24 protein-coding genes and 1 other RNA gene are annotated in these 20222 nt (G+C 68.8%); 16 read left to right on the plus strand and 9 right to left on the minus strand.

Annotated features, from left to right (window positions below; genetic code table 11):
• A partial coding sequence (locus SZ55_RS04610; RefSeq protein ID WP_044402106.1) for a LysR family transcriptional regulator occupies positions 1-425 on the minus strand: 425 nt, incomplete at its 3' end.
• Positions 426-636: 211 nt separating this feature from the next.
• Between SZ55_RS04610 and SZ55_RS04615 the strand changes: the two genes are divergently transcribed.
• The 5 genes from SZ55_RS04615 to SZ55_RS04635 all read left to right on the plus strand — a co-directional run bounded on the left by SZ55_RS04615 (position 637) and on the right by SZ55_RS04635 (position 6134).
• A complete protein-coding gene (locus tag SZ55_RS04615; RefSeq protein ID WP_044402109.1) occupies positions 637-1758 on the plus strand; it encodes an ABC transporter ATP-binding protein in 1122 nt (373 codons plus the stop codon).
• Between the two features lie 13 nt (positions 1759-1771).
• Positions 1772-2680, plus strand: coding sequence for an ABC transporter permease (locus tag SZ55_RS04620; protein WP_044402112.1), 909 nt, complete (start codon positions 1772-1774; stop codon positions 2678-2680).
• The gene (locus SZ55_RS04625) at positions 2677-3486 is read left to right on the plus strand and encodes an ABC transporter permease (protein WP_044402114.1); all 810 of its coding nucleotides are present in this window, start codon (positions 2677-2679) and stop codon (positions 3484-3486) included. The genes SZ55_RS04620 and SZ55_RS04625 overlap by 4 nt, the downstream gene beginning before the upstream one ends.
• Before the next feature lie 20 nt (positions 3487-3506).
• On the plus strand, positions 3507-4541 hold the full coding sequence (locus SZ55_RS04630) for an ABC transporter substrate-binding protein (protein ID WP_044402118.1): 1035 nt from the start codon (positions 3507-3509) through the stop codon (positions 4539-4541).
• A gap of 132 nt (positions 4542-4673) precedes the next feature.
• Positions 4674-6134: an amidase gene (locus tag SZ55_RS04635; RefSeq protein WP_044402121.1), complete on the plus strand. Its 1461-nt coding sequence runs from the start codon at positions 4674-4676 to the stop codon at positions 6132-6134.
• A gap of 35 nt (positions 6135-6169) precedes the next feature.
• Here SZ55_RS04635 and SZ55_RS04640 read toward each other — a convergent pair whose 3' ends face one another.
• On the minus strand, positions 6170-7147 hold the full coding sequence (locus tag SZ55_RS04640; protein ID WP_044402123.1) for an NADPH:quinone oxidoreductase family protein: 978 nt from the start codon (positions 7145-7147) through the stop codon (positions 6170-6172).
• Between the two features lie 181 nt (positions 7148-7328).
• Between SZ55_RS04640 and SZ55_RS04645 the strand changes: the two genes are divergently transcribed.
• On the plus strand, positions 7329-7745 hold the full coding sequence (locus SZ55_RS04645) for a flagellar basal body-associated protein FliL (protein WP_044402125.1): 417 nt from the start codon (positions 7329-7331) through the stop codon (positions 7743-7745).
• A gap of 12 nt (positions 7746-7757) precedes the next feature.
• On the opposite strand, the gene SZ55_RS04650 is transcribed toward SZ55_RS04645, so the two are convergent.
• Positions 7758-8207, minus strand: coding sequence for an EVE domain-containing protein (locus SZ55_RS04650; RefSeq protein WP_044402128.1), 450 nt, complete (start codon positions 8205-8207; stop codon positions 7758-7760).
• Positions 8208-8416: 209 nt separating this feature from the next.
• Between SZ55_RS04650 and SZ55_RS28435 the strand changes: the two genes are divergently transcribed.
• Positions 8417-8560, plus strand: coding sequence for a hypothetical protein (locus tag SZ55_RS28435; protein WP_164707296.1), 144 nt, complete (start codon positions 8417-8419; stop codon positions 8558-8560).
• A 28-nt stretch (positions 8561-8588) separates the two neighbouring features.
• On the opposite strand, the gene SZ55_RS04655 is transcribed toward SZ55_RS28435, so the two are convergent.
• The 4 genes from SZ55_RS04655 to SZ55_RS04665 form a co-directional block, all read right to left on the minus strand.
• Positions 8589-9188: a 5-formyltetrahydrofolate cyclo-ligase gene (locus SZ55_RS04655; RefSeq protein WP_044402131.1), complete on the minus strand. Its 600-nt coding sequence runs from the start codon at positions 9186-9188 to the stop codon at positions 8589-8591.
• A 7-nt stretch (positions 9189-9195) separates the two neighbouring features.
• Positions 9196-9374, minus strand: a non-coding RNA gene (ssrS, locus tag SZ55_RS27300) — 6S RNA.
• A 34-nt stretch (positions 9375-9408) separates the two neighbouring features.
• Positions 9409-9723, minus strand: coding sequence for a cell division protein ZapA (locus SZ55_RS04660; RefSeq protein WP_044402134.1), 315 nt, complete (start codon positions 9721-9723; stop codon positions 9409-9411).
• Positions 9720-9929, minus strand: a complete 210-nt coding sequence (locus tag SZ55_RS04665) for a TIGR02449 family protein (protein ID WP_044402137.1) — start codon at positions 9927-9929, stop codon at positions 9720-9722. The genes SZ55_RS04660 and SZ55_RS04665 overlap by 4 nt, the downstream gene beginning before the upstream one ends.
• Positions 9930-10087: 158 nt before the next feature.
• Here SZ55_RS04665 and SZ55_RS04670 point away from each other — a divergent pair, with 158 nt between their 5' ends.
• The 9 genes from SZ55_RS04670 to gcvH all read left to right on the plus strand — a co-directional run bounded on the left by SZ55_RS04670 (position 10088) and on the right by gcvH (position 19404).
• Positions 10088-10642 carry a YecA/YgfB family protein gene (locus SZ55_RS04670; protein ID WP_044402140.1) on the plus strand — a complete coding sequence of 185 codons (555 nt, stop codon included), beginning with the start codon at positions 10088-10090 and terminating at the stop codon, positions 10640-10642.
• Between the two features lie 46 nt (positions 10643-10688).
• Complete coding sequence (gene pepP, locus SZ55_RS04675) at positions 10689-12023, plus strand: Xaa-Pro aminopeptidase (RefSeq protein WP_044402143.1); 1335 nt, start codon at positions 10689-10691, stop codon at positions 12021-12023.
• Between the two features lies 1 nt (position 12024).
• Entirely contained in the window at positions 12025-13209 is a 1185-nt protein-coding gene (gene ubiH / locus SZ55_RS04680) for a 2-octaprenyl-6-methoxyphenyl hydroxylase (RefSeq protein ID WP_044402146.1), read from the plus strand.
• Positions 13210-13216: 7 nt separating this feature from the next.
• The gene (locus tag SZ55_RS04685) at positions 13217-13699 is read left to right on the plus strand and encodes a DUF4442 domain-containing protein (RefSeq protein ID WP_044402148.1); all 483 of its coding nucleotides are present in this window, start codon (positions 13217-13219) and stop codon (positions 13697-13699) included.
• A gap of 9 nt (positions 13700-13708) precedes the next feature.
• Positions 13709-14926, plus strand: a complete 1218-nt coding sequence (locus SZ55_RS04690) for a 2-octaprenyl-3-methyl-6-methoxy-1,4-benzoquinol hydroxylase (protein WP_044402151.1) — start codon at positions 13709-13711, stop codon at positions 14924-14926.
• 110 nt (positions 14927-15036) lie between these two features.
• Entirely contained in the window at positions 15037-16038 is a 1002-nt protein-coding gene (locus SZ55_RS04695) for an extracellular solute-binding protein (RefSeq protein ID WP_044402154.1), read from the plus strand.
• A gap of 17 nt (positions 16039-16055) precedes the next feature.
• Positions 16056-17708, plus strand: a complete 1653-nt coding sequence (locus SZ55_RS04700; RefSeq protein ID WP_044402325.1) for an ABC transporter permease — start codon at positions 16056-16058, stop codon at positions 17706-17708.
• A gap of 184 nt (positions 17709-17892) precedes the next feature.
• Positions 17893-18975, plus strand: a complete 1083-nt coding sequence (gcvT, locus tag SZ55_RS04705; RefSeq protein WP_044402157.1) for a glycine cleavage system aminomethyltransferase GcvT — start codon at positions 17893-17895, stop codon at positions 18973-18975.
• 45 nt (positions 18976-19020) lie between these two features.
• Positions 19021-19404 carry a glycine cleavage system protein GcvH gene (gcvH, locus tag SZ55_RS04710; protein ID WP_044402162.1) on the plus strand — a complete coding sequence of 128 codons (384 nt, stop codon included), beginning with the start codon at positions 19021-19023 and terminating at the stop codon, positions 19402-19404.
• Between the two features lie 126 nt (positions 19405-19530).
• Here gcvH and SZ55_RS04715 read toward each other — a convergent pair whose 3' ends face one another.
• Both SZ55_RS04715 and SZ55_RS04720 read right to left on the minus strand, forming a co-directional pair.
• The gene (locus tag SZ55_RS04715; RefSeq protein WP_044402165.1) at positions 19531-19758 is read right to left on the minus strand and encodes a hypothetical protein; all 228 of its coding nucleotides are present in this window, start codon (positions 19756-19758) and stop codon (positions 19531-19533) included.
• Between the two features lie 85 nt (positions 19759-19843).
• Entirely contained in the window at positions 19844-20146 is a 303-nt protein-coding gene (locus tag SZ55_RS04720) for a DUF2388 domain-containing protein (protein ID WP_044402169.1), read from the minus strand.
• Positions 20147-20222 lie beyond the last annotated feature (76 nt).

The raw sequence follows: 20222 nt of genomic DNA on the forward strand, positions 1-20222 counted from the left end.
GCCCGCTGGCCGTCCACCGCCTCGAAGGTGGGGTTGGGCTCGATGGCGATCTTCAGCCCCGGTCGCTGTTCCAGCAGGGCCTCCAGGCGCGGCATCAGCCAGCGCTTGGCGAAGGCCGGCACCACCATGATCTTCAGCCAGCGCGCCGTCCCGCCCGGGGTCAGCTCGTGGCCGGCATCGGCGATCTGTTGCAGCGCGCTGGCGATCTTCTCGTAGTAGCGCTGCCCGGCCGGGGTCAGCGACACGCCGCGTGGCGTGCGGTCGAACAGGCGCACCCCCAGCCACTCCTCCAGCAGCTTCACGTGGCGGCCGATGGCCGGCTGGGTGACGTGGAGGTCCCGCGAGGCGGCAACATAGCTGCCCAGGCGGGCGGCGGCCTCGAAGGCACGCACGGCATTGAGCGGCGGCAGGCGCTGGATCGACATGGCTGAAGGGCTCGCGGTCAGGTATTAAATTTTTTAACAGCGACTGTAAGAAAATTGAGCTTTCTGCTCAACCGCCTTTCCCCGACCATCCGTCCCCAGCAGCCCCACAACAACCGGGCCCCGAGCCCGACGCTGCACCTGTCTCTAGTCCTGCCAGAACAACGACAAGACCCCCGCCCACCGGGCGCAGGGGAAGGAACCGGAGGTATTCATGAGTGCCCTGCACAGCCCGTCGACCACCGCGGCGGTGTCCATCCGCGCCGTGCGCAAGGTCTACGGCGACCCCCAGAGCGGCCCGGTGGCGCTGAAGCGCGTCGACCTGGACATCCGCGACAACGAGTTCTTCACCCTGCTCGGCCCTTCCGGCTGCGGCAAGACCACCCTGCTGCGCATGATCGCCGGCTTCGAGTTCCCCACCGAAGGCGAGATCCGCCTGTTCGGCGAGAACATCGCCGACCGGCCGCCCTACGCCCGCCCGGTGAACACCGTGTTCCAGCACTACGCGCTGTTCCCGCACATGACGATCGCCGAGAACCTCGCCTTCGGCCTGGAATCCCACCCCATGGGCCGGCGCCTGAGCAAGGCCGCCGTGGCCGAGCAGGTGCGCGAGATGCTGGCGCTGGTGCAGATGGAGGCCTTCGCCGAGCGCCGCCCGGCCCAGCTCTCCGGCGGGCAGCAGCAGCGCATCGCCCTCGCCCGTGCCCTGGCGCCGCAGCCCAAGGTGCTGCTGCTGGACGAGCCGCTCTCCGCCCTCGACCTGAAGCTGCGCCAGGCCATGCGCGAGGAGCTGAAGAGCATCCAGACCCGCACCGGCATCACCTTCATCTTCGTCACCCATGACCAGGAAGAGGCCCTGGCCATGTCCGACCGCATCGCCGTGCTCGCCCAGGGCGAGGTGCAGCAGGTTGGCGGCCCGGACGACATCTACGAGCGCCCGCGCAACCGCTTCGTCGCCGACTTCATCGGCGAGACCAACTTCCTCCCGGCCCGCCTCGAAGCACTCGACGGCCAGGTCGCGCGCTTCCGCCTGCCCGGTGGCGCGGTGCTCCAGGCACCGGCCTGCAACGGCCTGGCCATCGGGGCCGAGGCCAGCCTGTCGGTGCGCCCCGAGCGCCTGCACCTGCTGGCGGACGCCACGCCCGACAGCCTGCCGTGCCAGGTGCTGGCACGGGTCTACCTGGGCACCGACCTGCAGTACCGGGTCGCCCTGGACGACGGCACGCCGCTCACCGTGCGCCTGCCCAACAACGCCATCCAGGGACGCCAGCCCGAGGTGGGCGCCCGTGCCGGCCTGCGGGTCGAGCCGGGCAGCGCCTGCGTGCTGCTGGACTGAGGAGGACAGGACCATGCGCACCCTCACCCACAGCCTGGAACGCCGCCGCGCCCTGGCCAGCCTGCTCGGCGTTTCGCCGGCGTTGGTCGCCATCGGCCTGTTCCTGGTGGTGCCGATCCTCATCGTGGTCGGCTATTCCCTCATGCAGGCCAACCCCTACGGCGGGGKGAGCCCGCAGTTCAGCGTCGAGGCCTATGTCTCGCTGCTGTTCGAACGCCAGCTGGACGACAGCCTGGCCTTCGCCGATGCCTACCTGGTGATCGCCCTGCGCTCCATCGGCATCGCCGCTGCCACCACCGTCATCACCCTGCTGGTGGGCATTCCGGTGGCCGTCTGGCTGGCGATGCAGCCGGCGCACCGGCGGGGCCTGCTGATCTTCCTCATCACCGTGCCGTTCTGGGCCAACCTGTTGATCCGTACCTACGCCTGGATCCTGCTGCTGCGCGGCACCGGCGTGGTCAACGGCACGCTGATGGGCCTCGGCCTGATCCACCAGCCGCTGAACCTGCTGTACACCGACGGCGCCGTGCTGCTGGGGCTGGTGTACACCTACGCGCCCTTTGTGGTGCTGCCGATCTACGCCACCCTGGAGCGCATGGACCTGCGCCTGCTGGAGGCCGCCCAGGACCTCTACGCCGGACGCTGGCGCACCCTGCGCAAGGTGGTGCTGCCCATCGCCCGGCCCGGCATCCTCGCCGGCGCCATCCTCACCTTCGTGCCCTGCCTGGGGGCGATGGTGGCTCCTGAGCTGCTTGGCGGTGGTACCCGCATGATGCTGGGCAACCTGATCTTCCGGCAGTTCAGCGACGCCCGTAACTGGCCGCTGGGCTCCGCCCTGTCGCTGGTGCTGATGGCGGCGGTGATGCTGGTGCTGATGGTCTACGCCTGGCGCGCCGGCCGTGCGGCGGGAGGTGCCCGATGATCCGTGCCCTGTTCCGCAGCCGTCGCCCCGGCGTGCGTGATTTTCCCGGCTTCGGCGCCCTCAGCCTGCTGTTCTACCTGTACCTCTACGCGCCGATCCTGGTGCTGGTGGTGCTGTCGTTCAACGCCAACCAGTCGGCCACCGTGTGGACCGGCTTCAGCCTGGACTGGTACCGCGCCGCCTTCGCCAACCAGGCCTTGCGCCAGGCGGCCGGCAACAGCCTGCTGATCGCCGTGTGCGCCAGCCTGGCAGCCACCGCCATCGCCACCCTGGCGGCCCTGGGCACCTCACGCGGGGCGCGCTTCAAGGGGCTGCGGCTGTCCATGGGGACGATCATGCTGCCGCTGGTGCTGCCGGAGATCGTGGTCGGCGTCGCCACCCTGGCGCTGTTCTCCACCCTCGGCCTGTCGCTGGGCTACGGCAACCTGATCATCGCCCACACGGTGTTCTGCATCCCGTTCGCCTACCTGCCGATCCGCGCCCGGCTGAACGACATGGACCTCTCCCTGGAGCAGGCCGCCGCCGACCTCTACGCCGGCCCCTGGCGGACCTTCCGCAAGGTCACCCTGCCGCTGCTGGCGCCGGGCATGGTCTCGGGGCTGATGCTGGCCTTCATCGTCTCGCTGGATAACTTCGTGATCTCGATGATGGTGGCCCAGGCCGGCACCACCACCCTGCCGATCTTCATCTTCGGGCTGTTGCGCATGGGCGTGACGCCTGACGTCAACGCCGTTTCCACCTTGATCCTCGGGGTCTCCGTGCTGTTCGTGACCCTCTCTTATCTGCTCGGCAAGAAGAAGGCCTGAGCCCAAACCGGAGCAAGACGATGAACACATTGAGCGCTGTTGCAGGTATTTCGCTGGCCCTGGGCCTGGCGTCGGCCACCCAGGCGGCCGAGCAGTTGAACGTGGTGAGCTGGAGCGGCTACTTCTCGCCGCCGATCCTGGCCAAGTTCGAGCAGGAGACCGGCATCAAGGTTACCGTGGACTCCTACGACTCCAACGAGACGCTGCTGGCCAAGCTCAAGCAGGGCGGCGCGGGCTACGACGTGGCCATCCCCTCCCACCAGTTCGTGCCGATCCTGGTGCAGGAGAAGCTGCTGGAACGCTTCGACCCGGCCAGCCAGCCCTACTACGCCAACATCCAGGACCAGCTGAAGAAGCCCGCCTGGGACCCGGAAGGCGCCTACGCCGTACCCTTCATCTGGGGCACCACCAGCGTGGTGCTCGATCGCGCCCGCTACGACGGCCCGGCCGACAGCTACGCCGTGCTGTTCACCCCGCCCGCTGCGCTGCAAGGGCGCATCAACATGTTCGACTCGGCCAGCGAGGTCATCGACACCGCCAGCCTCTACCTGGGCATCCCGCTGTGCAGCGAGGACCCGAAGCAGATGCAGCAGGTGCTGACGCTGCTGAAGAACCAGAAGCCCTTCGTGAAGACCTACAGCTCCAAGGCCGGTTCGATCCGCGAGAACCTGGCCTCGGGCGAGGTGGACATGTCGATGTTCTGGGGCGGCTCATCCATGCGGGCGCGGGAGATGAAGCCGAGCCTCACCTACCTCTACCCGAAGGAGGGGGTGATGGCCTGGGTGGATAACCTGGTGATCCCCGCCGGGGCGAAGCATCCGGAGAACGCCAAGCGCTTCATCGCCTTCCTCAGCCAGCCGGAGAACGCGGCGCTGACCCAGAACTTCCTCAAGCACCAGAGCCCGATCAAGGGTGTGGAACCCTACCTGGACGCCAGCCTCAAGGATGCGCCGGAGTTGCACATTCCCGAGGGCACCCGCGTGGTGTTCAGCCAGACCTGCGGCGAAGGGGCGATCCGCCTGGCGGACCGCATCTGGACCAGCCTGATGCGCTGACCCGACTCACCCGAGGCCAGACGATGCGCGCCTGCCCCGGCAGGCGCAGCGGTATCGCTCGCCTCGGCAACGCGCCCGCACCGCAAGCGACGCGACCCGACCCCCGATGGAACTGGAAGAAGGCTGCACGCCATGAGCCCGAACACGCTTCACCCCGAACTCGTCCAGCTGCAGGCCCATGAGCTGGCCGAACGCATCCGCCTGCGCCAGGTGTCCTGCCGCGAGGTGATGCAGGCCTACCTGGCGCAGATCGAGCGCTTCAACCCCGAGGTCAACGCCCTGGTCAGCCTGCAGCCGGAGGCGCAGTTGCTGGCCGAGGCCGACCAGCGCGATGCCGAGCTGGCCCGCGGCGAGTACCGCGGCTGGATGCACGGGCTGCCCCACGCCATCAAGGACCTGTCGCTGACCCGGGGCATCCGCACCACCTTCGGTTCGCCGCTGTTCCGCGACCACGTACCCGAGCGCGACGGCATCATGGTGGAGCGCATCCGCGCGGCCGGCGCGATCCTCATCGGCAAGACCAACACCCCCGAATTCGGCCTCGGTTCCCACAGCTACAACCCGGTCTTCGGCGTCACCGGCTGTGCCTACGACCCTGTTCGCAGCGCCGGTGGCAGCAGCGGCGGCGCGGCGGCGGCACTGGCGCTGCAGATGGTGCCGGTGGCCGACGGCAGCGACATGATGGGGTCGCTGCGCAACCCGGCGGCGTTCAACAACATCGTCGGCTTCCGCCCGTCCCAGGGGCGGGTGCCCTTCGATGACAGCGCCGACCTGTTCGTCGACCAGCTCGGCTACGAGGGCCCCATGGGTCGCAGCGTGCGGGACGTGGCCTTGCTCCTCTCGGTGCAGGCCGGCTTCGACGCCCGCGCGCCGCTGTCCATCGCCGAATCCGGTGCGGCCTTCGCCGGTGCGCTGGAGCGGGACTTCAAGGGCGCGCGCCTGGGCTGGCTCGGTGACCTGGGCGGCTACCTGCCCATGGAGCCCGGCGTGCTGGCGCTGTGCGGCAGCGCCCTGGCGGATTTCGAGGCACTGGGTTGCCAGGTCGAGGAAGCGGCCCTGGGTTTTGCTCCGGAGCGCCTCTGGGCCTGCTGGCGAACCCTGCGCCACTGGCTGGTGGCCGGCTCGCTGGCGGCGGCCCATGCCGATCCGGCGCGGCGCGAGCGGCTCAAGCCCGAGGCGGTGTGGGAGGTGGAGAACGGCCTGCAGCTGTCGGCCATGGAGGTGTACCGCGCGTCCGTCACCCGCAGCGACTGGTATCGCGCCATCAGCCGGCTGTTCGAGCGTTATGACTTCCTGCTGCTGCCCAGCGCCCAGGTGTTTCCCTTCGACAAGCACTGGGATTGGCCGAAGGCCATCGCTGGCAGGTCCATGGACACCTACCACCGCTGGATGGAGGTGGTGATCCCCGGAACCCTGTCCGGCTGCCCGGTGGCCAGCGTGCCGGTGGGGTTCAACGAGATGGGGTTGCCGATGGGGATGCAGGTCATCGGCCGGCACCACGCGGACCTGGCGGTGCTGCAATTGGCCCATGCCTACGAGCAGGTGACGCAGTGGTACGCGCGTCGCCCGCCACCCCTGCTGGCGCAGGGGTGATGGAGCAGGCCCCCGGCGCTGCCCGGGGCCAGGGTTCAGCGGACGGTGACCACCACCTTGCCCACGGCCTTGCGCTGGCCGAGGGCATTGATGGCCTCGGCGGCCCGCTCCAGGGGGAAGGTCTGGGACACCAGCGGCTTGAGCTTGCCTTCGGCATGCCAGGCGAACAGCTGCTGGAAGTTGGCCAGGTTGTCCTGGGGCTGGCGCTGGGCGAAGGAACCCCAGAACACGCCGACCACCGCCGCGCCCTTGAGCAGGGCCAGGTTCACCGGCAGCTCGGGGATGCGGCCGCTGGCGAAACCGACCACCAGCAGGCGGCCGTTCCAGGCGATGGAGCGGATGGCTTCATCGAACAGGTCGCCCCCCACCGGGTCGTAGATCACGTCCGCACCCTGGCCGCCGGTCAGTTCCTTGACCTTCTCCTTCAGGCTGCTGGTGCTGTAGTTGATCAGCAGGTCGGCGCCGGCAGCCTTGGCCACTTCCAGCTTCTCGTCACTGCTGGCGGCGGCGATGACCCGCGCGCCCATGGCCTTGCCGATCTCCACCGCCGCCAGGCCGACGCCGCCGGAGGCGCCGAGCACCAGCAGGGTTTCCCCTGGTTGCAGGTTGGCGCGCTGCTTGAGCGCGTGCATGGAGGTGCCGTAGGTCATGCCGAAGGCGGCGGCGGAATTGAAGTCGATGCCCTTGGGGATCGGCATCACGTTGTAGCCGGGCACGGCCACCTGCTCGGCGAAGCTGCCCCAGCCGGTCAGCGCCATGACCCGGTCGCCGGGCTTGAGGTGGGTGATCTTCTCGCCGACGGCAGCGACGGTGCCGGCGGCTTCGCCACCCGGGGAGAAGGGGAACGGCGGCTTGAACTGGTACTTGCCTTCGATGATCAGGGTGTCGGGGAAGTTGACCCCGGCGGCGTGCACGTCGATCAGCACTTCGTTCTTCTTCGGCTCGGGGCTGGCAACCTCTTCGAGCACCAGGGTCTCGGCGGGGCCGAAGGCCTTGCACAGGACGGCTTTCATGGGGGATTCGATCCTCGTTGGCGACCGGCCCGGCGCCGGCCCTGTGGTCAGGCAGTGTAGGCGGGGGGCAGGGTCGGTCAACGAGCATGGCCGGTCCTGATAGGGCTGCATAAGCATCGGGCTTGGGCTCGCCCCGGGCTGTGGCTATGCTAGCGGGCACGCCCCATCAGGAATCCCTCCCGTGAAAACCACTCTCGCTCTGCTGCTGGCCCTGCTGATCCCCTTCTCCGCCTTCGCCTCGGAATCCGAGGGAGGGGCCAAGGAGGGCGAGGGGCCCAAGGTGCTCTACCTCGACCTGGTGCCCGCGCTGGTAGGCAACTACGGCGCCGGCCCGAAGCTGAAATACTTCAAGGCCGACATTTCCCTGCGGGTCACCGGGGAGGACGCGAAGAAGTCGGTGGAGTATCACGAGCCGCTGATCCGCAACCAGCTGGTGATGCTGTTCGCCCAGCAGACCGACGAGTCGCTCAGCTCGGTGGAGGGCAAGGAAGCGCTGCGCCAGGAAGCGCTCAAGCAGGTGCAGCAGGCGCTCAACGAGGAAGAAGGCAAGCCGCTGGTCGAGGACCTGCTGTTCAACAACCTGATCGTGCAGCCCTGACGGGCTGCGGTTTCAGCGCAGGGCCAGCACGGTCTGCCACTCGGCATCGGTCACCGGCATCACCGACAGGCGCGAGCCCTTCTGCACCAGTGGCATTGTCTGCAGGGCTTCTGCCTCGCGCAGCTGCGCCAGGGGGATGACCCGCGCGAAGGCCTCGACGAATTCCACGTCCAGGGCACTCCAGGGGTTCTTCTCGTGGCTGGCCTTGGCGTCGAAGTAGTGGCTCTGCGGGTCCAGGGCCGTCGGGTCGGGGTAGGTGGCGCCGACGATGCGGGCAATCCCGGCGATGCCCGGCTCCGGGCAGCTGGAGTGGTAGAAGAAGAACAGGTCGCCCGGGTTCATCGCGCGCATGAAGTTGCGCGCCTGGTAGTTGCGCACCCCGTCCCAGCGCGCTTGGCCGAGGCGTTGCAGATCGTGGATCGACAGTTCGTCGGGTTCTGATTTCATCAGCCAGTGGGGCATGAACTTTGCTCCTGAAAAGTGGTCCTTGCGCCAACGGAAAGAAATGTAACGATTAGCCGACAATCGGTTGGCGTCATAATTGCGCGTTATCACGGCTTGCCTGAAAATGCCGCGCTTCGAGCCGGACGTTGCCGCACAGCCCACTCAAAAAACCAGAAAATCGCCGCAAGTCATCGCGGGCACCATGCCTTGAAGGGGGAGGCATTTCGATGAAGCGTAAACCCGATCTTCTCTGGGTACTGGTCATCATCTTCGGCCTGGGCGTGGTCACCACGGGCTACACCCAGAGCCTCTGGGAGCAGCGCCAGGGCAGCGCTCCCGCTGGCGTGATCACCCAGCAGCAACAGCCCTGACCCCCGGGCGCCCGTCCTTTTGGCGCCCTCAGCGGTACCAGCCGCCGTCCGTCACCGTGCCCTGGAGGCGGACGTCCCAGCTCGCCAGCGGCAGCCGATCCACCTTCTGGCATTCATGGGCCAGGCCCAATAACGTCGGTTTCTGCCCCTGCTTGCGGCGTGACCGGTAGGCCAGGCTGCGGTCGTAGAAGCCGCCGCCCATGCCCAGCCGGCCGCCCTCCTCGTCGAATCCCACCAGCGGCATCAGCACCAGGTCCAGCGTCCACACCGGCCGCTGCCGCGCCGTATTGGTGCGCGGCTCTTCGATGCGGAAGCGGTTGCGCACCAGGCGCTCGCCGGGCATCAGGCGCTGGAAGGCCATGCGCGTGCGCGGCCAGGCATTGAGCACCGGCAGGTAGGTGGCCTTGCCCCGTCGCTGGGCCTCGCGCAGCAGCGGTCGCGGATCGATCTCGCCGTCGTTGGGCAGGTACAGCGCCAGGTGGCGGGCACGGCGGAACAGCGGGTGCTGCGCGAGCTGACGGTACAGCGCACGGGCGGCTTTCTTCTGCTGGAGGGGGGAGAGCTGGCGGCGTTGTTGCCTGAGGAGGCGCCGCAGGGCCGGGCGGGAGAGGGTGCCGGCAGTGACCATGAAAATATGACTCCCCGGTTATGCCGCTGTCGGGTTAGCCCTTGAACCCGAAAGTTCAAGGTGGAGGTTGCAGGAGGCGTTAAGGCTTTCCGTCAGGCGGACATGCACACCGGCCCCACTTACAACCCCCGTGGTTGTGCGTATCGGCTCAGGGACATCACCGACTGGCAAACACACCAGGGAGCTGGCGGCGAGTATACCCCAAGAAAGGTCGGTGGCGTCAGGCCCCGGGTGCATCCTGATCGGTGGCCAGGGCGTGGTCGACCCGTTCCAGCAGGTCGCGCACCCGTTCGCGGGTGGACGTGGCCTCCTGGTCGAGGCGCTGCTGCTTGTGCAGGAGTTCGTGGGTGATGTTGAGCGCCGCCATCACGGCGACGCGATCGGCGCCGATCACCTTGCCGCTGTTGCGGATCTCGCGCATCTTGCCGTCCAGGTAGCGGGCAGCGCTTTCCAGGTTGGCGCGCTCGTCCGAGGGACAGGCGATGCAGTAATCCTTGTCGAGGATGTGGACGGTGACGGTATTGGACTGGGTCATGAATCCTGCTCCAGGGCTTTCAGGCGCGAAATCATCGCTTCGACCTTCTGCCGGGCCAGTTCGTTCTTTTCGATCAGATGAGCGCGTTCTTCTTTCCACATCCTCTCGTTCGCGAGCAGTTGCCGGTTGTGCGCCTTGAGCTGCTCCACGCGCTGGATCAGGTGTTCCAGGCGGGTGGCGAGTGCTTTCAGGTCGGCATCTTCCATGGGCTTTCTACTCGGCGATGAGTGGACGGGGACTATACAGGACCGGCCCGATCCAGGGACAAACCCCGCGGCGACGTCGCATGGTCTTGGCGCGCGTGCCGATGCTAGGATACGAGGCCGTCATTCTAGTGATTGCGCCCCCCGGCGCCTAGCCACCCATGCCCAGCCCGAACTCCCCGTATTCCGCATTCGCCGCGCTGCTCGCCAGCACCGGCCAGCCCGTTTCCCCTGCCGAACTCCACGGCCTGCTCCTGGGGCGTAGTTGCGCCGGAGCCGGCTTCGAGCCCGAGCCCTGGCTGGAGGACGCTGCCGAGCTGCTCGGCGCCTCGCCCGAGGACAACCTGCGCCAGGCCCTGATCGGCCTGCAGGAGATGGTCAAGGGCGAACTCACCGGCGGCGAGATGGCCGTCGTGCTGTTGCTGCCCGACGACGAAACGCCCCTGTCCGAACGCGCTGCGGCCCTGGGCCAGTGGTGCCAGGGTTTCCTCGGCGGCTTCGGCCTCACCGCGCGTGAAGGTGCGCTGTCAGGCGAAGCGGTCGAAGTCCTACAGGACCTTGCTTCCATCGCCCAGGTGCAGAGCGCCCTGGAAGATTCCGAGGACGGCGAGACCGACTACATGGAAGTGATGGAGTACCTGCGCGTCGCCCCCCTGCTGCTGTTCAGCGAATGCAACCGGGGCGCCGCACCGGCGCCGAAGACCTCCCTGCACTGACCCGCGTCACGGGTGCCATCCCGGCACCCTCGATCAAGGAGCGCGCATGACCCGTATCCCGAAGTCCGAATTCGCCCGTCGCCGCAAGGCGCTGATGGAGCAGATGGTGCCCAACAGCATCGCCATCCTGCCCGCCGCGCCGGTATACATCCGCAACCGCGACGTCGAGCACGTCTACCGCCAGGACAGTGACTTCCAGTACCTCAGCGGTTTCCCCGAGCCGGAAGCGGTGATGGTGCTGATCCCCGGACGGGAACACGGCGAGTACGTGCTCTTCTGCCGCGAGCGTGACCCCGAGCGTGAACTGTGGGACGGCCTGCGTGCCGGCCAGGACGGCGCCACCCGCGACTACGGCGCGGATGACGCCTTCCCCATCGGCGACATCGACGACATCCTGCCCGGCCTGATCGAAGGCCGCTCGCGGGTCTACTACTCCATCGGCACCAACCCCGAGTTCGACCACCACCTCATGGAGTGGGTCAACGTCATCCGCTCCAAGGCCCGCCAGGGCGCCCAGCCGCCGAACGAGTTCGTCGCCCTGGACCACCTGCTGCACGACATGCGCCTGTACAAGTCCGCCGCCGAGATCAAGGTCATGCGCGAAGCCGGCGAAGTCTCCGCCCGTGCCCATGTCCGCGCCATGCAGGCCGCCCGCGCCGGCCTCTACGAATACAGCCTGGAAGCCGAGCTGGAATACGAGTTCCGCAAGGGCGGCGCGAAGATGCCCGCCTACGGCTCCATCGTCGCCGCCGGCAAGAACGCCTGCATCCTGCACTACCGCGAGAACGACGCCCTCCTCAAGGATGGCGACCTGGTGCTGATCGACGCCGCCTGCGAGCTGGACTGCTACGCCAGCGACATCACCCGCACCTTCCCCGTCAGCGGCCGCTTCAGCCCCGAGCAGAAGGCCATCTACGAGCTGGTGCTGGCCGCCCAGGAGGCCGCCTTCCTCGAGATCGCCCCCGGCAAGCACTGGAACGAAGCCCACGAAGCCACCGTGCGGGTCATCACCGCCGGCCTGGTGGAGCTGGGGCTGCTGCAGGGCGAGGTGGACGAGCTGATCGCCCGCGAAGCCTACAAGCCCTTCTACATGCACCGCGCCGGCCACTGGCTGGGCATGGACGTGCACGACGTCGGCGAATACAAGGTCGGCGGTGAATGGCGCGTCCTCGAGCCCGGCATGGCGATGACCGTCGAGCCCGGCATCTACATCGGCGTCGACAACCAGGACGTGCCGAAGAAGTGGCGCGGCATCGGCGTGCGCATCGAAGACGATGTCGTGGTCACCCGGAAAGGCTGCGAGATCCTCACCGGTGGCGTACCCAAGACCGTCGCCGAGATCGAAGCCCTGATGGCCGCCGCCCGCAGCGAGGCCGCCTGACATGGCCCGCACCCAACTGGCGATCGTCGGCGGCGGCCTGGTGGGTGCCAGCCTGGCCCTGGCCCTGCAGCAAGGTGCCCGCGAGCGGGGCTGGAAGATCGTCCTGATCGAGCCCTTCGCCCCCGGCAACAGCTACCAGCCCAGCTACGACGCCCGCTCCTCCGCCCTCTCCTTCGGCACCCGGCGCATCTACGAACGCCTCGGCCTGTGGCTGGCCATCGCCCAGCGCGCCGAGCCCATCCTGCAGATCCACGTCTCCGACCGTGGCCGCTTCGGCGCGGCGCGGCTGGCCGCCATCGAAGAGGGCGTCCCCGCCCTCGGCTACGTGGTGGAGAACGCCTGGCTCGGACAGTGCCTCTGGCAGGCCCTCGACCCGGACGTGGTCACCTGGCACTGCCCGGCGGAAGTGGTGCGCATGGAGCCGCTGGAAGGCGGCTACCGCCTCAGCCTCAACGACGAGACCCAGCTCGAATGCGACCTGGCGATCCTCGCTGACGGCGGCCGCTCCAGCCTGCGCGAGCAGCTGGGCATCGGCGTGCGCCGCAACCCCTACGGGCAGACCGCACTGATCGCCAATGTCAGCCCGCTGGAATCCCACCGTGGCCAGGCCTTCGAGCGCTTCACCGACGAAGGCCCCATGGCCCTGCTGCCGCTGCCGGAAAACCGCTGTGCGCTGGTATGGACCCGGCCGGGCAATGACGCCCAGCGCCTGGCCGACCTCGACGACCGCGCCTTCCTCGGCGAACTGCAGGCCACCTTCGGCTACCGCCTGGGCGCCTTCTCCCAGGTCGGCGCCCGCCACCTCTACCCGCTCACCCTGATCGAGGCCGAGGAGCAGGTGCGCCCCAACCTGGTGGTGCTCGGCAACGCCGCCCACAGCCTGCATCCCATCGCCGGCCAGGGCTACAACCTGTCCCTGCGCGACACCGTGGCCCTGGCGGAAACCCTGCTGGCCAGCACCGCGCCCCTGGGCGACCTCGCCACCCTGCAGGGCTACCTCGCCAGCCAGCGCCTGGACCAGGACCTCACCGTCGGCTTCTCCGACCAGGTCACGCGGCTGTTCTCCAACAAGGAGCCGCTGCTGGCCACCGGGCGCAACCTGGGCCTGCTCGGCCTCGACCTGTTGCCCCCGGCCAAGCGCTGGTTCGCCCGCCAGGCCATGGGCCTGGGCACCCGCCCGGTCTGACCGCGCCATGGCGGACCGCCGACTGGCGCGCAAGGCGCGCATCCTGCGCTGGGCCTTGAACCTCTACCCGCCCTACCTCGGGGCGGGTATCCGCGTGCGGCAGATCAGCGCAGACTTCCGCCTGGTGCGGGTCAAGATGGGCCTGGGCTGGTACAACCGCAACTACGTCCGCACCCAGTTCGGCGGCTCGCTCTACAGCATGACCGACCCCTTCTACATGCTCATGCTGATGCAGCTGCTGGGGCGCGACTACATCGTCTGGGACAAGGCCGCCCACATCGACTTCATCGCCCCCGGGCGCGGGCCGGTGTACGCCGAGTTCCACATCGACGACGCGCTGATCGAGCGCATCCGCCAGCACACCGCCGGCGGCGACAAGTACCTGCCCGACCTGCACGTCGACGTGCACGACGGCCAAGGCACCCTGGTGGCCCGGGTGCGAAAGACCCTCTACGTGCGGCTCAAGCCGCAGGCGCGACAAGGCGCATAAGGAACGGACATGCAAGCGGATCTGATCATCGTCGGTGCAGGCATGGTGGGCAGCGCCCTGGCCCTGGCACTCAAGGACAGCGGGCTGGACATCCTCCTGATCGACGGCAGCCCCCTCAGCGTCAAGCCCTTCGATGCCGAGGCCGCATTCGAGCCCCGCGTCAGCGCCCTGTCCGCCGCCAGCCAGCGCATCCTCGACCGCCTCGGCGCCTGGCCGGGCGTCGTCGCGCGGCGCGCCAGCCCCTACGGCGAGATGCAGGTCTGGGATGGCACCGGCACCGGCGCCATCCACTTCTCCGCCGCCAGCGTCCATGCCGACGTGCTCGGCCACATCGTCGAGAACCGCGTGGTGCAGGACGCCCTGCTGGAGCCCCTGCACGACAGCGGCATCGGCCTGATGCCCAATGCCCGCCTCGAACACCTGCGCCATTCCGGCGACGACTGGCTGCTGACCCTGGTGGACGGCCGCCAGCTCCGTGCCCCGCTGGTGATCGCCGCCGACGGCGCCAATTCCGCCGTACGCCGCCTGGCCGGCTGCGCCACCCGCGAGTGGGACTACCTGCACCACGCCATCGTCACCAGCGTGCGTTGCGAGCAGCCGCACCGGCGCACCGCCTGGCAGCGCTTCACCGACGACGGCCCGCTGGCCTTCCTGCCGCTGGACCGCCAGGGCGATGAGCACTGGTGTTCCATCGTCTGGTCCGTCACCCCGGAAGAAGCCGAGCGACTCATGGCGCTGGGCGACGAAGCCTTCTGCAGTGCCCTCGGCGAGGCCTTCGAGCACCGCCTGGGGCGCGTCGAGCACAGCGACCCGCGCCTGTGCATCCCCCTGCGCCAGCGCCACGCCAAGCGCTACGTCGAGCCCGGCCTGGCGCTGATCGGCGATGCCGCCCACACCATCCACCCGCTGGCGGGCCAGGGGGTCAACCTCGGCTTCCTCGACGCCGCCGTGCTGGCCGAAGTGCTGCTGCACGCCCACGCCCGTGGCGAGCGCCTGGCGGACGAGAAGGTGCTCAGCCGCTTCGAGCGCCGCCGCATGCCCTACAACCTGGGAATGATGGCCGCCATGGAGGGCTTCGAGCGCCTGTTCCAGGCCGACCCGCTGCCCCTGCGCTGGCTGCGCAATGCCGGCCTGCGCTGGGTCAACCAGCAGCCCGAGGCCAAGGCGCTGTTCGTGCGCCAGGCCCTCGGCCTCTCCGGGGACCTGCCGGACCTCGCCCGCGCCTGACCATCCGGGGCCTCGCGCCCCGGAGAAACACCCGGTCATACATGGCCGGCCTGCATGCAACTGAGATTGATTACTATCGCCAGCCTTTCCGACCACGAGAGGCATGAGCAATGAAGGCGCGCAAGACCCTTCTCACCCTGATGGCCGTCGGCCTCGGCATCCCCAGCGTGCAAGCCGCCGACGAGGTGGTGGTGTACTCCTCGCGCATCGACGAGCTGATCAAGCCGGTGTTCGATGCCTACACCGCCAAGACCGGCGTCAAGGTCCGCTTCATCACCGACAAGGAAGCGCCGCTGATGCAGCGCATCAAGGCCGAGGGCGAGAACGGCGTCGCCGACCTGCTGCTCACCGTCGACGGTGGCAACCTCTGGCAGGCCGAGCAGATGGGCATCCTCCAGCCCCTGGGCTCGGATGCGGTCAAGGCCAACATCCCCGCCCAGTACCGTTCCAGCAGCGACCAGTGGACCGGCCTCTCCCTGCGGGCCCGCACCCTCGTCTATTCCACCGAGCGGGTGAAGCCCGAAGACCTCTCCACCTACGAAGCCCTCGCCGGCCCGGAATGGGAGGGTCGCCTGTGCCTGCGCTCCTCGAAGAAGGTCTACAACCAGTCGCTGACTGCCGCGCTGATCGAAGCCCAGGGCGCCGAGCGTGCCGAACAGGTGCTCAAGGGCTGGGTCGCCAACCTGGCCACCGACCCCTTCGCCGATGACAACGCGGTGATCCAGGCCGTGGACGCCGGCCAGTGCGACGTCGGCATCGTCAACACCTACTACTACGGGCGCCTGCACAAGCAGAACCCGCAGCTGCGCGCCAGGCTCTACTGGCCCAACCAGGCGGACCGTGGCGTGCACGTCAACCTCTCCGGCATCGGCCTGACCCGCCACGCGCCGCACCCGGAGGCTGCCCGCGCCCTGGTGGAGTGGATGACCGGCCCCGACGCCCAGGGCCTGTTCGCCAGCCTCAACCAGGAGTTCCCCGCCAACCCCAAGGTGAACCCGTCTGACGAAGTGGCCGCCTGGGGCCCCTTCAAGGCTGACGACATGCCGGTGGAAGTCACCGGCCAGCGCCAGGCCGAGGCCATCCGCATGATGGACCGGGTGGCGTGGCGCTGAGCCCCGCCCAAGGGGTTCTGACAAACCCCGCCAGCGGCGAGCCGGCGCCCCCGCGCTCGCCGCGTCGCCACTGGCACTGGCCGGCATTCGCCGCCGCCAGCCTGGTGGTCCTGCCGTTGCTGGTGCTGCTGCTGGCTTGGCAGGACGTGGACCGGGAGATCTGGGCCCACCTCTGGGACACCCAGCTCCCCCGCCTGCTGGGCAACAGCCTGGTGCTGGTGCTCGGCGTCGGCACCGGCGTCACCCTGCTCGGGGTGAGCCTGGCCTGGCTGGTGGCGCTCTGCGAATTCCCCGGCCGGCGCTGGCTCGACTGGGCGCTGATGCTGCCCTTCGCCATCCCGGCCTATGTCCTGGCGTTCGTCTTCATCGGCCTGTTCGACTTCGCCGGCCCGGTGCAGAGCGCCCTGCGCGAGTGGTTCGGCAGCGGCGTGCGGCTGCCCCGGGTGCGCTCCACCGGGGGCGTCATCCTGGTGCTGTCGCTGGTGTTCTACCCCTACGTCTACCTGCTGGCGCGGGCCGCCTTCCTGGCCCAGGGGCGCGGCCTCATGGAAGCCGCCCGCACCCTCGGGCAGTCCCCCTGGCAGGCGTTCTGGCGGGTCGCCCTGCCGGTGGCCTGGCCGGCCATCGGTGCCGGGCTGGCACTGGCCATGATGGAGACCCTGGCGGACTTCGGCGCCGTCTCGGTGTTCAACTTCGACACCTTCACCACTGCCATCTACAAGACCTGGTACGGCTTCTTCAGCCTGTCCAGCGCTGCCCAGCTGGCCAGCCTGCTGCTGCTCGGCGTCGGCCTGGTGCTCTACGGCGAGCGCCGTGCCCGGGGCGTGCCGCGCCCGGCCAAGGAGCGCGGTCGCGGCGCACCGCTCTACCGGCTGCAGGGCTGGCGCGCCCTCGCCGCCAGCGGCTGGTGCACCCTGGTGTTCGCCTGCGCCTTCGTCATTCCCCTGCTGCAGCTGCTGGCCTGGTTCTGGCAGCGCGGCCGCTTCGACCTGGACGAGCGCTACCAGGCACTGGTGCTGCACAGCCTGGCCCTGGCCGGCCTGGCGGCGCTGATCACCGTGGGCGTCGCCCTGCTGCTGGTGTTCGCCCGGCGCCGGCAGCCGACGCGGCCGGTGCGTGCCGCCGTGGGCCTGGCCAACCTCGGCTACGCCCTGCCCGGTTCGGTGCTGGCGGTGGCGCTGATGCTGGTGTTCAGCCACCTGGACCGGGCCGTCGTCGTGCCGCTGTCCTCCGCCCTCGGCGGGGCCGGCAAGCCGCTGCTGCTGGGTGGGCTCAGTGCCCTGCTGGTGGCCTATCTGGTGCGCTTCCTCGCGGTGGCCCACGGCCCGCTGGAAGGCGCGTTGGCGCGGATCCGCCCGTCACTGCCGGAGGCGTCCCGCAGCCTGGGCGTGGGCGGGCTCGGCCTGTTCCGCCGGGTCTACCTGCCGCTGCTCACACCGGGGTTGCTGAGCGCCGCGCTGCTGGTGTTCGTCGATGTGCTCAAGGAAATGCCCGCCACCCTGCTGATGCGCCCCTTCGGCTGGGACACCCTGGCCGTGCGGGTCTTCGAGATGACCAGCGAAGGGGAGTGGGCACGGGCCTCGCTGCCGGCCCTCAGCCTGGTGCTGGTGGGGCTGCTGCCGGTGGTGCTGCTGATCCGCCGTTCGGCCCGCCCGGTGGGTGGCGGATAGCCGCTCGACCAGCCGGTCACCCGTCGGGTGTCCAGTCTCCGACCTTGCAGCTACAATGCGCGCCATTCGTTGCGGCCCGCCCCTCGGACCCCGTGTCACGAAAGGCCCCCGGCAGCCCTGAACGCCAGGATTGGCGGGGGCTTGAGCGCGGATCGCAGTTCGCCAAGCCCGGAAGGAGAAACCCATGGGACAGCGCACACCGCTCCATGACCTGCACTTGGCCCTTGGCGCCAAGATGGTCGATTTCGGCGGTTGGGACATGCCGCTGCACTACGGCTCGCAAGTCGAGGAGCACCACCAGGTGCGCAGCGACTGTGGCGTCTTCGACGTGTCCCACATGACGGTCGTCGATGTTGCCGGCAGCCAGGCCACGGCCTACCTGCAGCGCCTGCTGGCCAACGACGTGAGCCGCCTGCAGAGCCTCGGCAAGGCGCTCTACAGCGTCATGCTCAACGAGCGGGGCGGCGTGGTGGACGACCTCATCGTCTACCTCACCGTCGAGGGCTACCGCGTGGTGGTCAACGCCGCCACCCGTGACAAGGACATCGCCTGGATGCAGCGCCACGCCGAATCCTTCGACGTGCGCCTGGCCCTGCGCGACGACCTGGCCCTGCTGGCCATCCAGGGTCCCACCGCGCGCCAGCGCCTGGCCGACCTGGTGAGCAGCCCACGCGCCGCGCTGATCCATGAACTCAAGCCCTTCCAGGGCCTGCCCGAAGGCGACTGGTTCATCGCCCGCACCGGCTACACCGGTGAAGACGGTCTGGAAATCATGTTCCCCCGTGACCAGGCCGTGGACATGCTCAACGAGCTGGTCGGCGCCGGCATCTCCCCCATCGGCCTCGGCGCCCGCGACACCCTGCGCCTGGAGGCCGGCCTGAACCTCTACGGCCAGGACATGGACGAGAACACCTCGCCCCTGGCCTCCAACCTCGGCTGGACCATCGCCTGGGAGCCTGTCGAACGCGACTTCATCGGCCGCAGCGCCCTGGAGGCCGAGCGCGCCGCCGGCCCCCACCCGAAGCTGGTGGGCCTGGTGCTGGAGGAGCGCGGCGTGCTGCGCGCCCACCAGGTGGTGCGGGTCGAGGGCATCGGCGATGGCGAGATCACCAGCGGCAGCTTCTCCCCCACCCTGGGCAAGTCCATCGCCCTGGCGCGGGTCCCGGCGGCCACCGGTGAGCGCGCCGAAGTGGAGATCCGTGGCAAGTGGTACCCGGTTCGCGTGGTCCAGCCGAACTTCGTTCGCAATGGCAGGGCCTTGATCTAAATTTCCCAGGCGGGCTGCCCGCCACTGTCCTTAGGAGCCAGAACAATGAGCAACATTCCCGCCGACCTGCGTTACGCCGCCAGCCACGAGTGGGCGCGCCTGGAAGCCGACGGCACCGTGACCGTCGGCATCTCCGACCATGCCCAGGAGGCCCTGGGTGACGTGGTCTTCGTCGAACTGCCGGAGCTGGGCAAGGCCCTGGCCGCTGGCCAGGAAGCCGGTGTGGTGGAGTCGGTGAAGGCCGCGTCCGACATCTATGCGCCGGTCTCCGGCGAAGTGATCGCCATCAACGAAGAACTGGCCGACTCGCCCGAGCTGGTCAACAGCGACCCCTACGGTGCCTGGTTCTTCAAGCTCAAGCCGGCCAACACCGCCGAGCTGGACAAGCTGCTGGACGCTGCCGGCTACGCCGCCGTCGCCGAAGCCTGATCACGCCTGCGCCCCGCAATGGGGCGCGCCCGGCCGGTGTCATCACCGGTCGGGGCTGCGTTTATTCCCAATCGTTTGCCTTTGGATGCCAGAGCGCTGCCCCTGCCGGGCGGTGGTGGCGTGCGCTCATTTTTCGTCCTTCAGCTGCAGCCGCGAGAGCAGCCCGATCAGCAGCACGTTGAAGAGGATCATCAGGGCGTTGCTCATCATGGCGATGAGGCTGATCAGCTTGTCGGGGAGGATCTCGTAGAAGCTGAAGCCGAAGATCGACAGCAGGCGGTCGCCGAACCAGAACATGTCGACGGCGATGGTGAGGATCAGGATGACCTTGAGGGTGGGAATCGGATTGCCCATGGGGCGCGGTCCTTGTGCCGGTTGCGGGAGGCCAGTCTAACCCGGCCTCCCGTTGCGTTCCGTGCGGCGTATCGTCCGTTTCGCGTTATTCGCTGGCGAGGATGGCGCTGGCCAGCTCCTCGTCGCTGGCGGTGAGGCCGGGGTTGTCGGCGCGCACCTGGCGCAGCGCGGCCTCCAGGTAAGGGCCACGGATCTGCCCGTCGCTGGCGACGAAGCTGCTGGCATCCTCGCGGGCGGCGACGATCAGCTTGTGGTCCTTGAAGGTGACGTAGGTGGAGGCGGTGGTGGCGCCGGAGGAGATCACGTTGCGCCAGAAGGTGTCGGCCATGGCCGAACCGGCGGGGAGGGCGATCAGGGCGAGGACGGTGGCAGCAAGACGGGTACGCATGGCGGGCTCCAGGGTGTTGGGGGGGGACCTGACACGTTGGATTCTAGGCCCGTGCCCGGAGTTCCGCCGGCTCGAT

The organism is Pseudomonas sp. FeS53a (assembly GCF_000931385.1).
GTDB lineage: Bacteria > Pseudomonadota > Gammaproteobacteria > Pseudomonadales > Pseudomonadaceae > Metapseudomonas > Metapseudomonas otitidis.

Bases quoted from the DNA above. Each gene is read 5' to 3' on its own strand.
- SZ55_RS04615 (WP_044402109.1), top strand. From the start codon at position 637: ATGAGTGCCCTGCACAGCCCGTCGACCACCGCGGCGGTGTCCATCCGC.
- SZ55_RS04625 (WP_044402114.1), top strand. From the start codon at position 2,677: ATGATCCGTGCCCTGTTCCGCAGCCGTCGCCCCGGCGTGCGTGATTTT.
- SZ55_RS04630 (WP_044402118.1), top strand. From the start codon at position 3,507: ATGAACACATTGAGCGCTGTTGCAGGTATTTCGCTGGCCCTGGGCCTG.
- SZ55_RS04635 (WP_044402121.1), top strand. From the start codon at position 4,674: ATGAGCCCGAACACGCTTCACCCCGAACTCGTCCAGCTGCAGGCCCAT.
- SZ55_RS04640 (WP_044402123.1), bottom strand. From the start codon at position 7,147: ATGAAAGCCGTCCTGTGCAAGGCCTTCGGCCCCGCCGAGACCCTGGTG.
- SZ55_RS04650 (WP_044402128.1), bottom strand. From the start codon at position 8,207: ATGCCCCACTGGCTGATGAAATCAGAACCCGACGAACTGTCGATCCAC.
- SZ55_RS28435 (WP_164707296.1), top strand. From the start codon at position 8,417: ATGAAGCGTAAACCCGATCTTCTCTGGGTACTGGTCATCATCTTCGGC.
- SZ55_RS04655 (WP_044402131.1), bottom strand. From the start codon at position 9,188: ATGGTCACTGCCGGCACCCTCTCCCGCCCGGCCCTGCGGCGCCTCCTC.
- SZ55_RS04660 (WP_044402134.1), bottom strand. From the start codon at position 9,723: ATGACCCAGTCCAATACCGTCACCGTCCACATCCTCGACAAGGATTAC.
- SZ55_RS04665 (WP_044402137.1), bottom strand. From the start codon at position 9,929: ATGGAAGATGCCGACCTGAAAGCACTCGCCACCCGCCTGGAACACCTG.
- SZ55_RS04670 (WP_044402140.1), top strand. From the start codon at position 10,088: ATGCCCAGCCCGAACTCCCCGTATTCCGCATTCGCCGCGCTGCTCGCC.
- pepP (WP_044402143.1), top strand. From the start codon at position 10,689: ATGACCCGTATCCCGAAGTCCGAATTCGCCCGTCGCCGCAAGGCGCTG.
- ubiH (WP_044402146.1), top strand. From the start codon at position 12,025: ATGGCCCGCACCCAACTGGCGATCGTCGGCGGCGGCCTGGTGGGTGCC.
- SZ55_RS04685 (WP_044402148.1), top strand. From the start codon at position 13,217: ATGGCGGACCGCCGACTGGCGCGCAAGGCGCGCATCCTGCGCTGGGCC.
- SZ55_RS04690 (WP_044402151.1), top strand. From the start codon at position 13,709: ATGCAAGCGGATCTGATCATCGTCGGTGCAGGCATGGTGGGCAGCGCC.
- SZ55_RS04695 (WP_044402154.1), top strand. From the start codon at position 15,037: ATGAAGGCGCGCAAGACCCTTCTCACCCTGATGGCCGTCGGCCTCGGC.
- gcvT (WP_044402157.1), top strand. From the start codon at position 17,893: ATGGGACAGCGCACACCGCTCCATGACCTGCACTTGGCCCTTGGCGCC.
- gcvH (WP_044402162.1), top strand. From the start codon at position 19,021: ATGAGCAACATTCCCGCCGACCTGCGTTACGCCGCCAGCCACGAGTGG.
- SZ55_RS04715 (WP_044402165.1), bottom strand. From the start codon at position 19,758: ATGGGCAATCCGATTCCCACCCTCAAGGTCATCCTGATCCTCACCATC.
- SZ55_RS04720 (WP_044402169.1), bottom strand. From the start codon at position 20,146: ATGCGTACCCGTCTTGCTGCCACCGTCCTCGCCCTGATCGCCCTCCCC.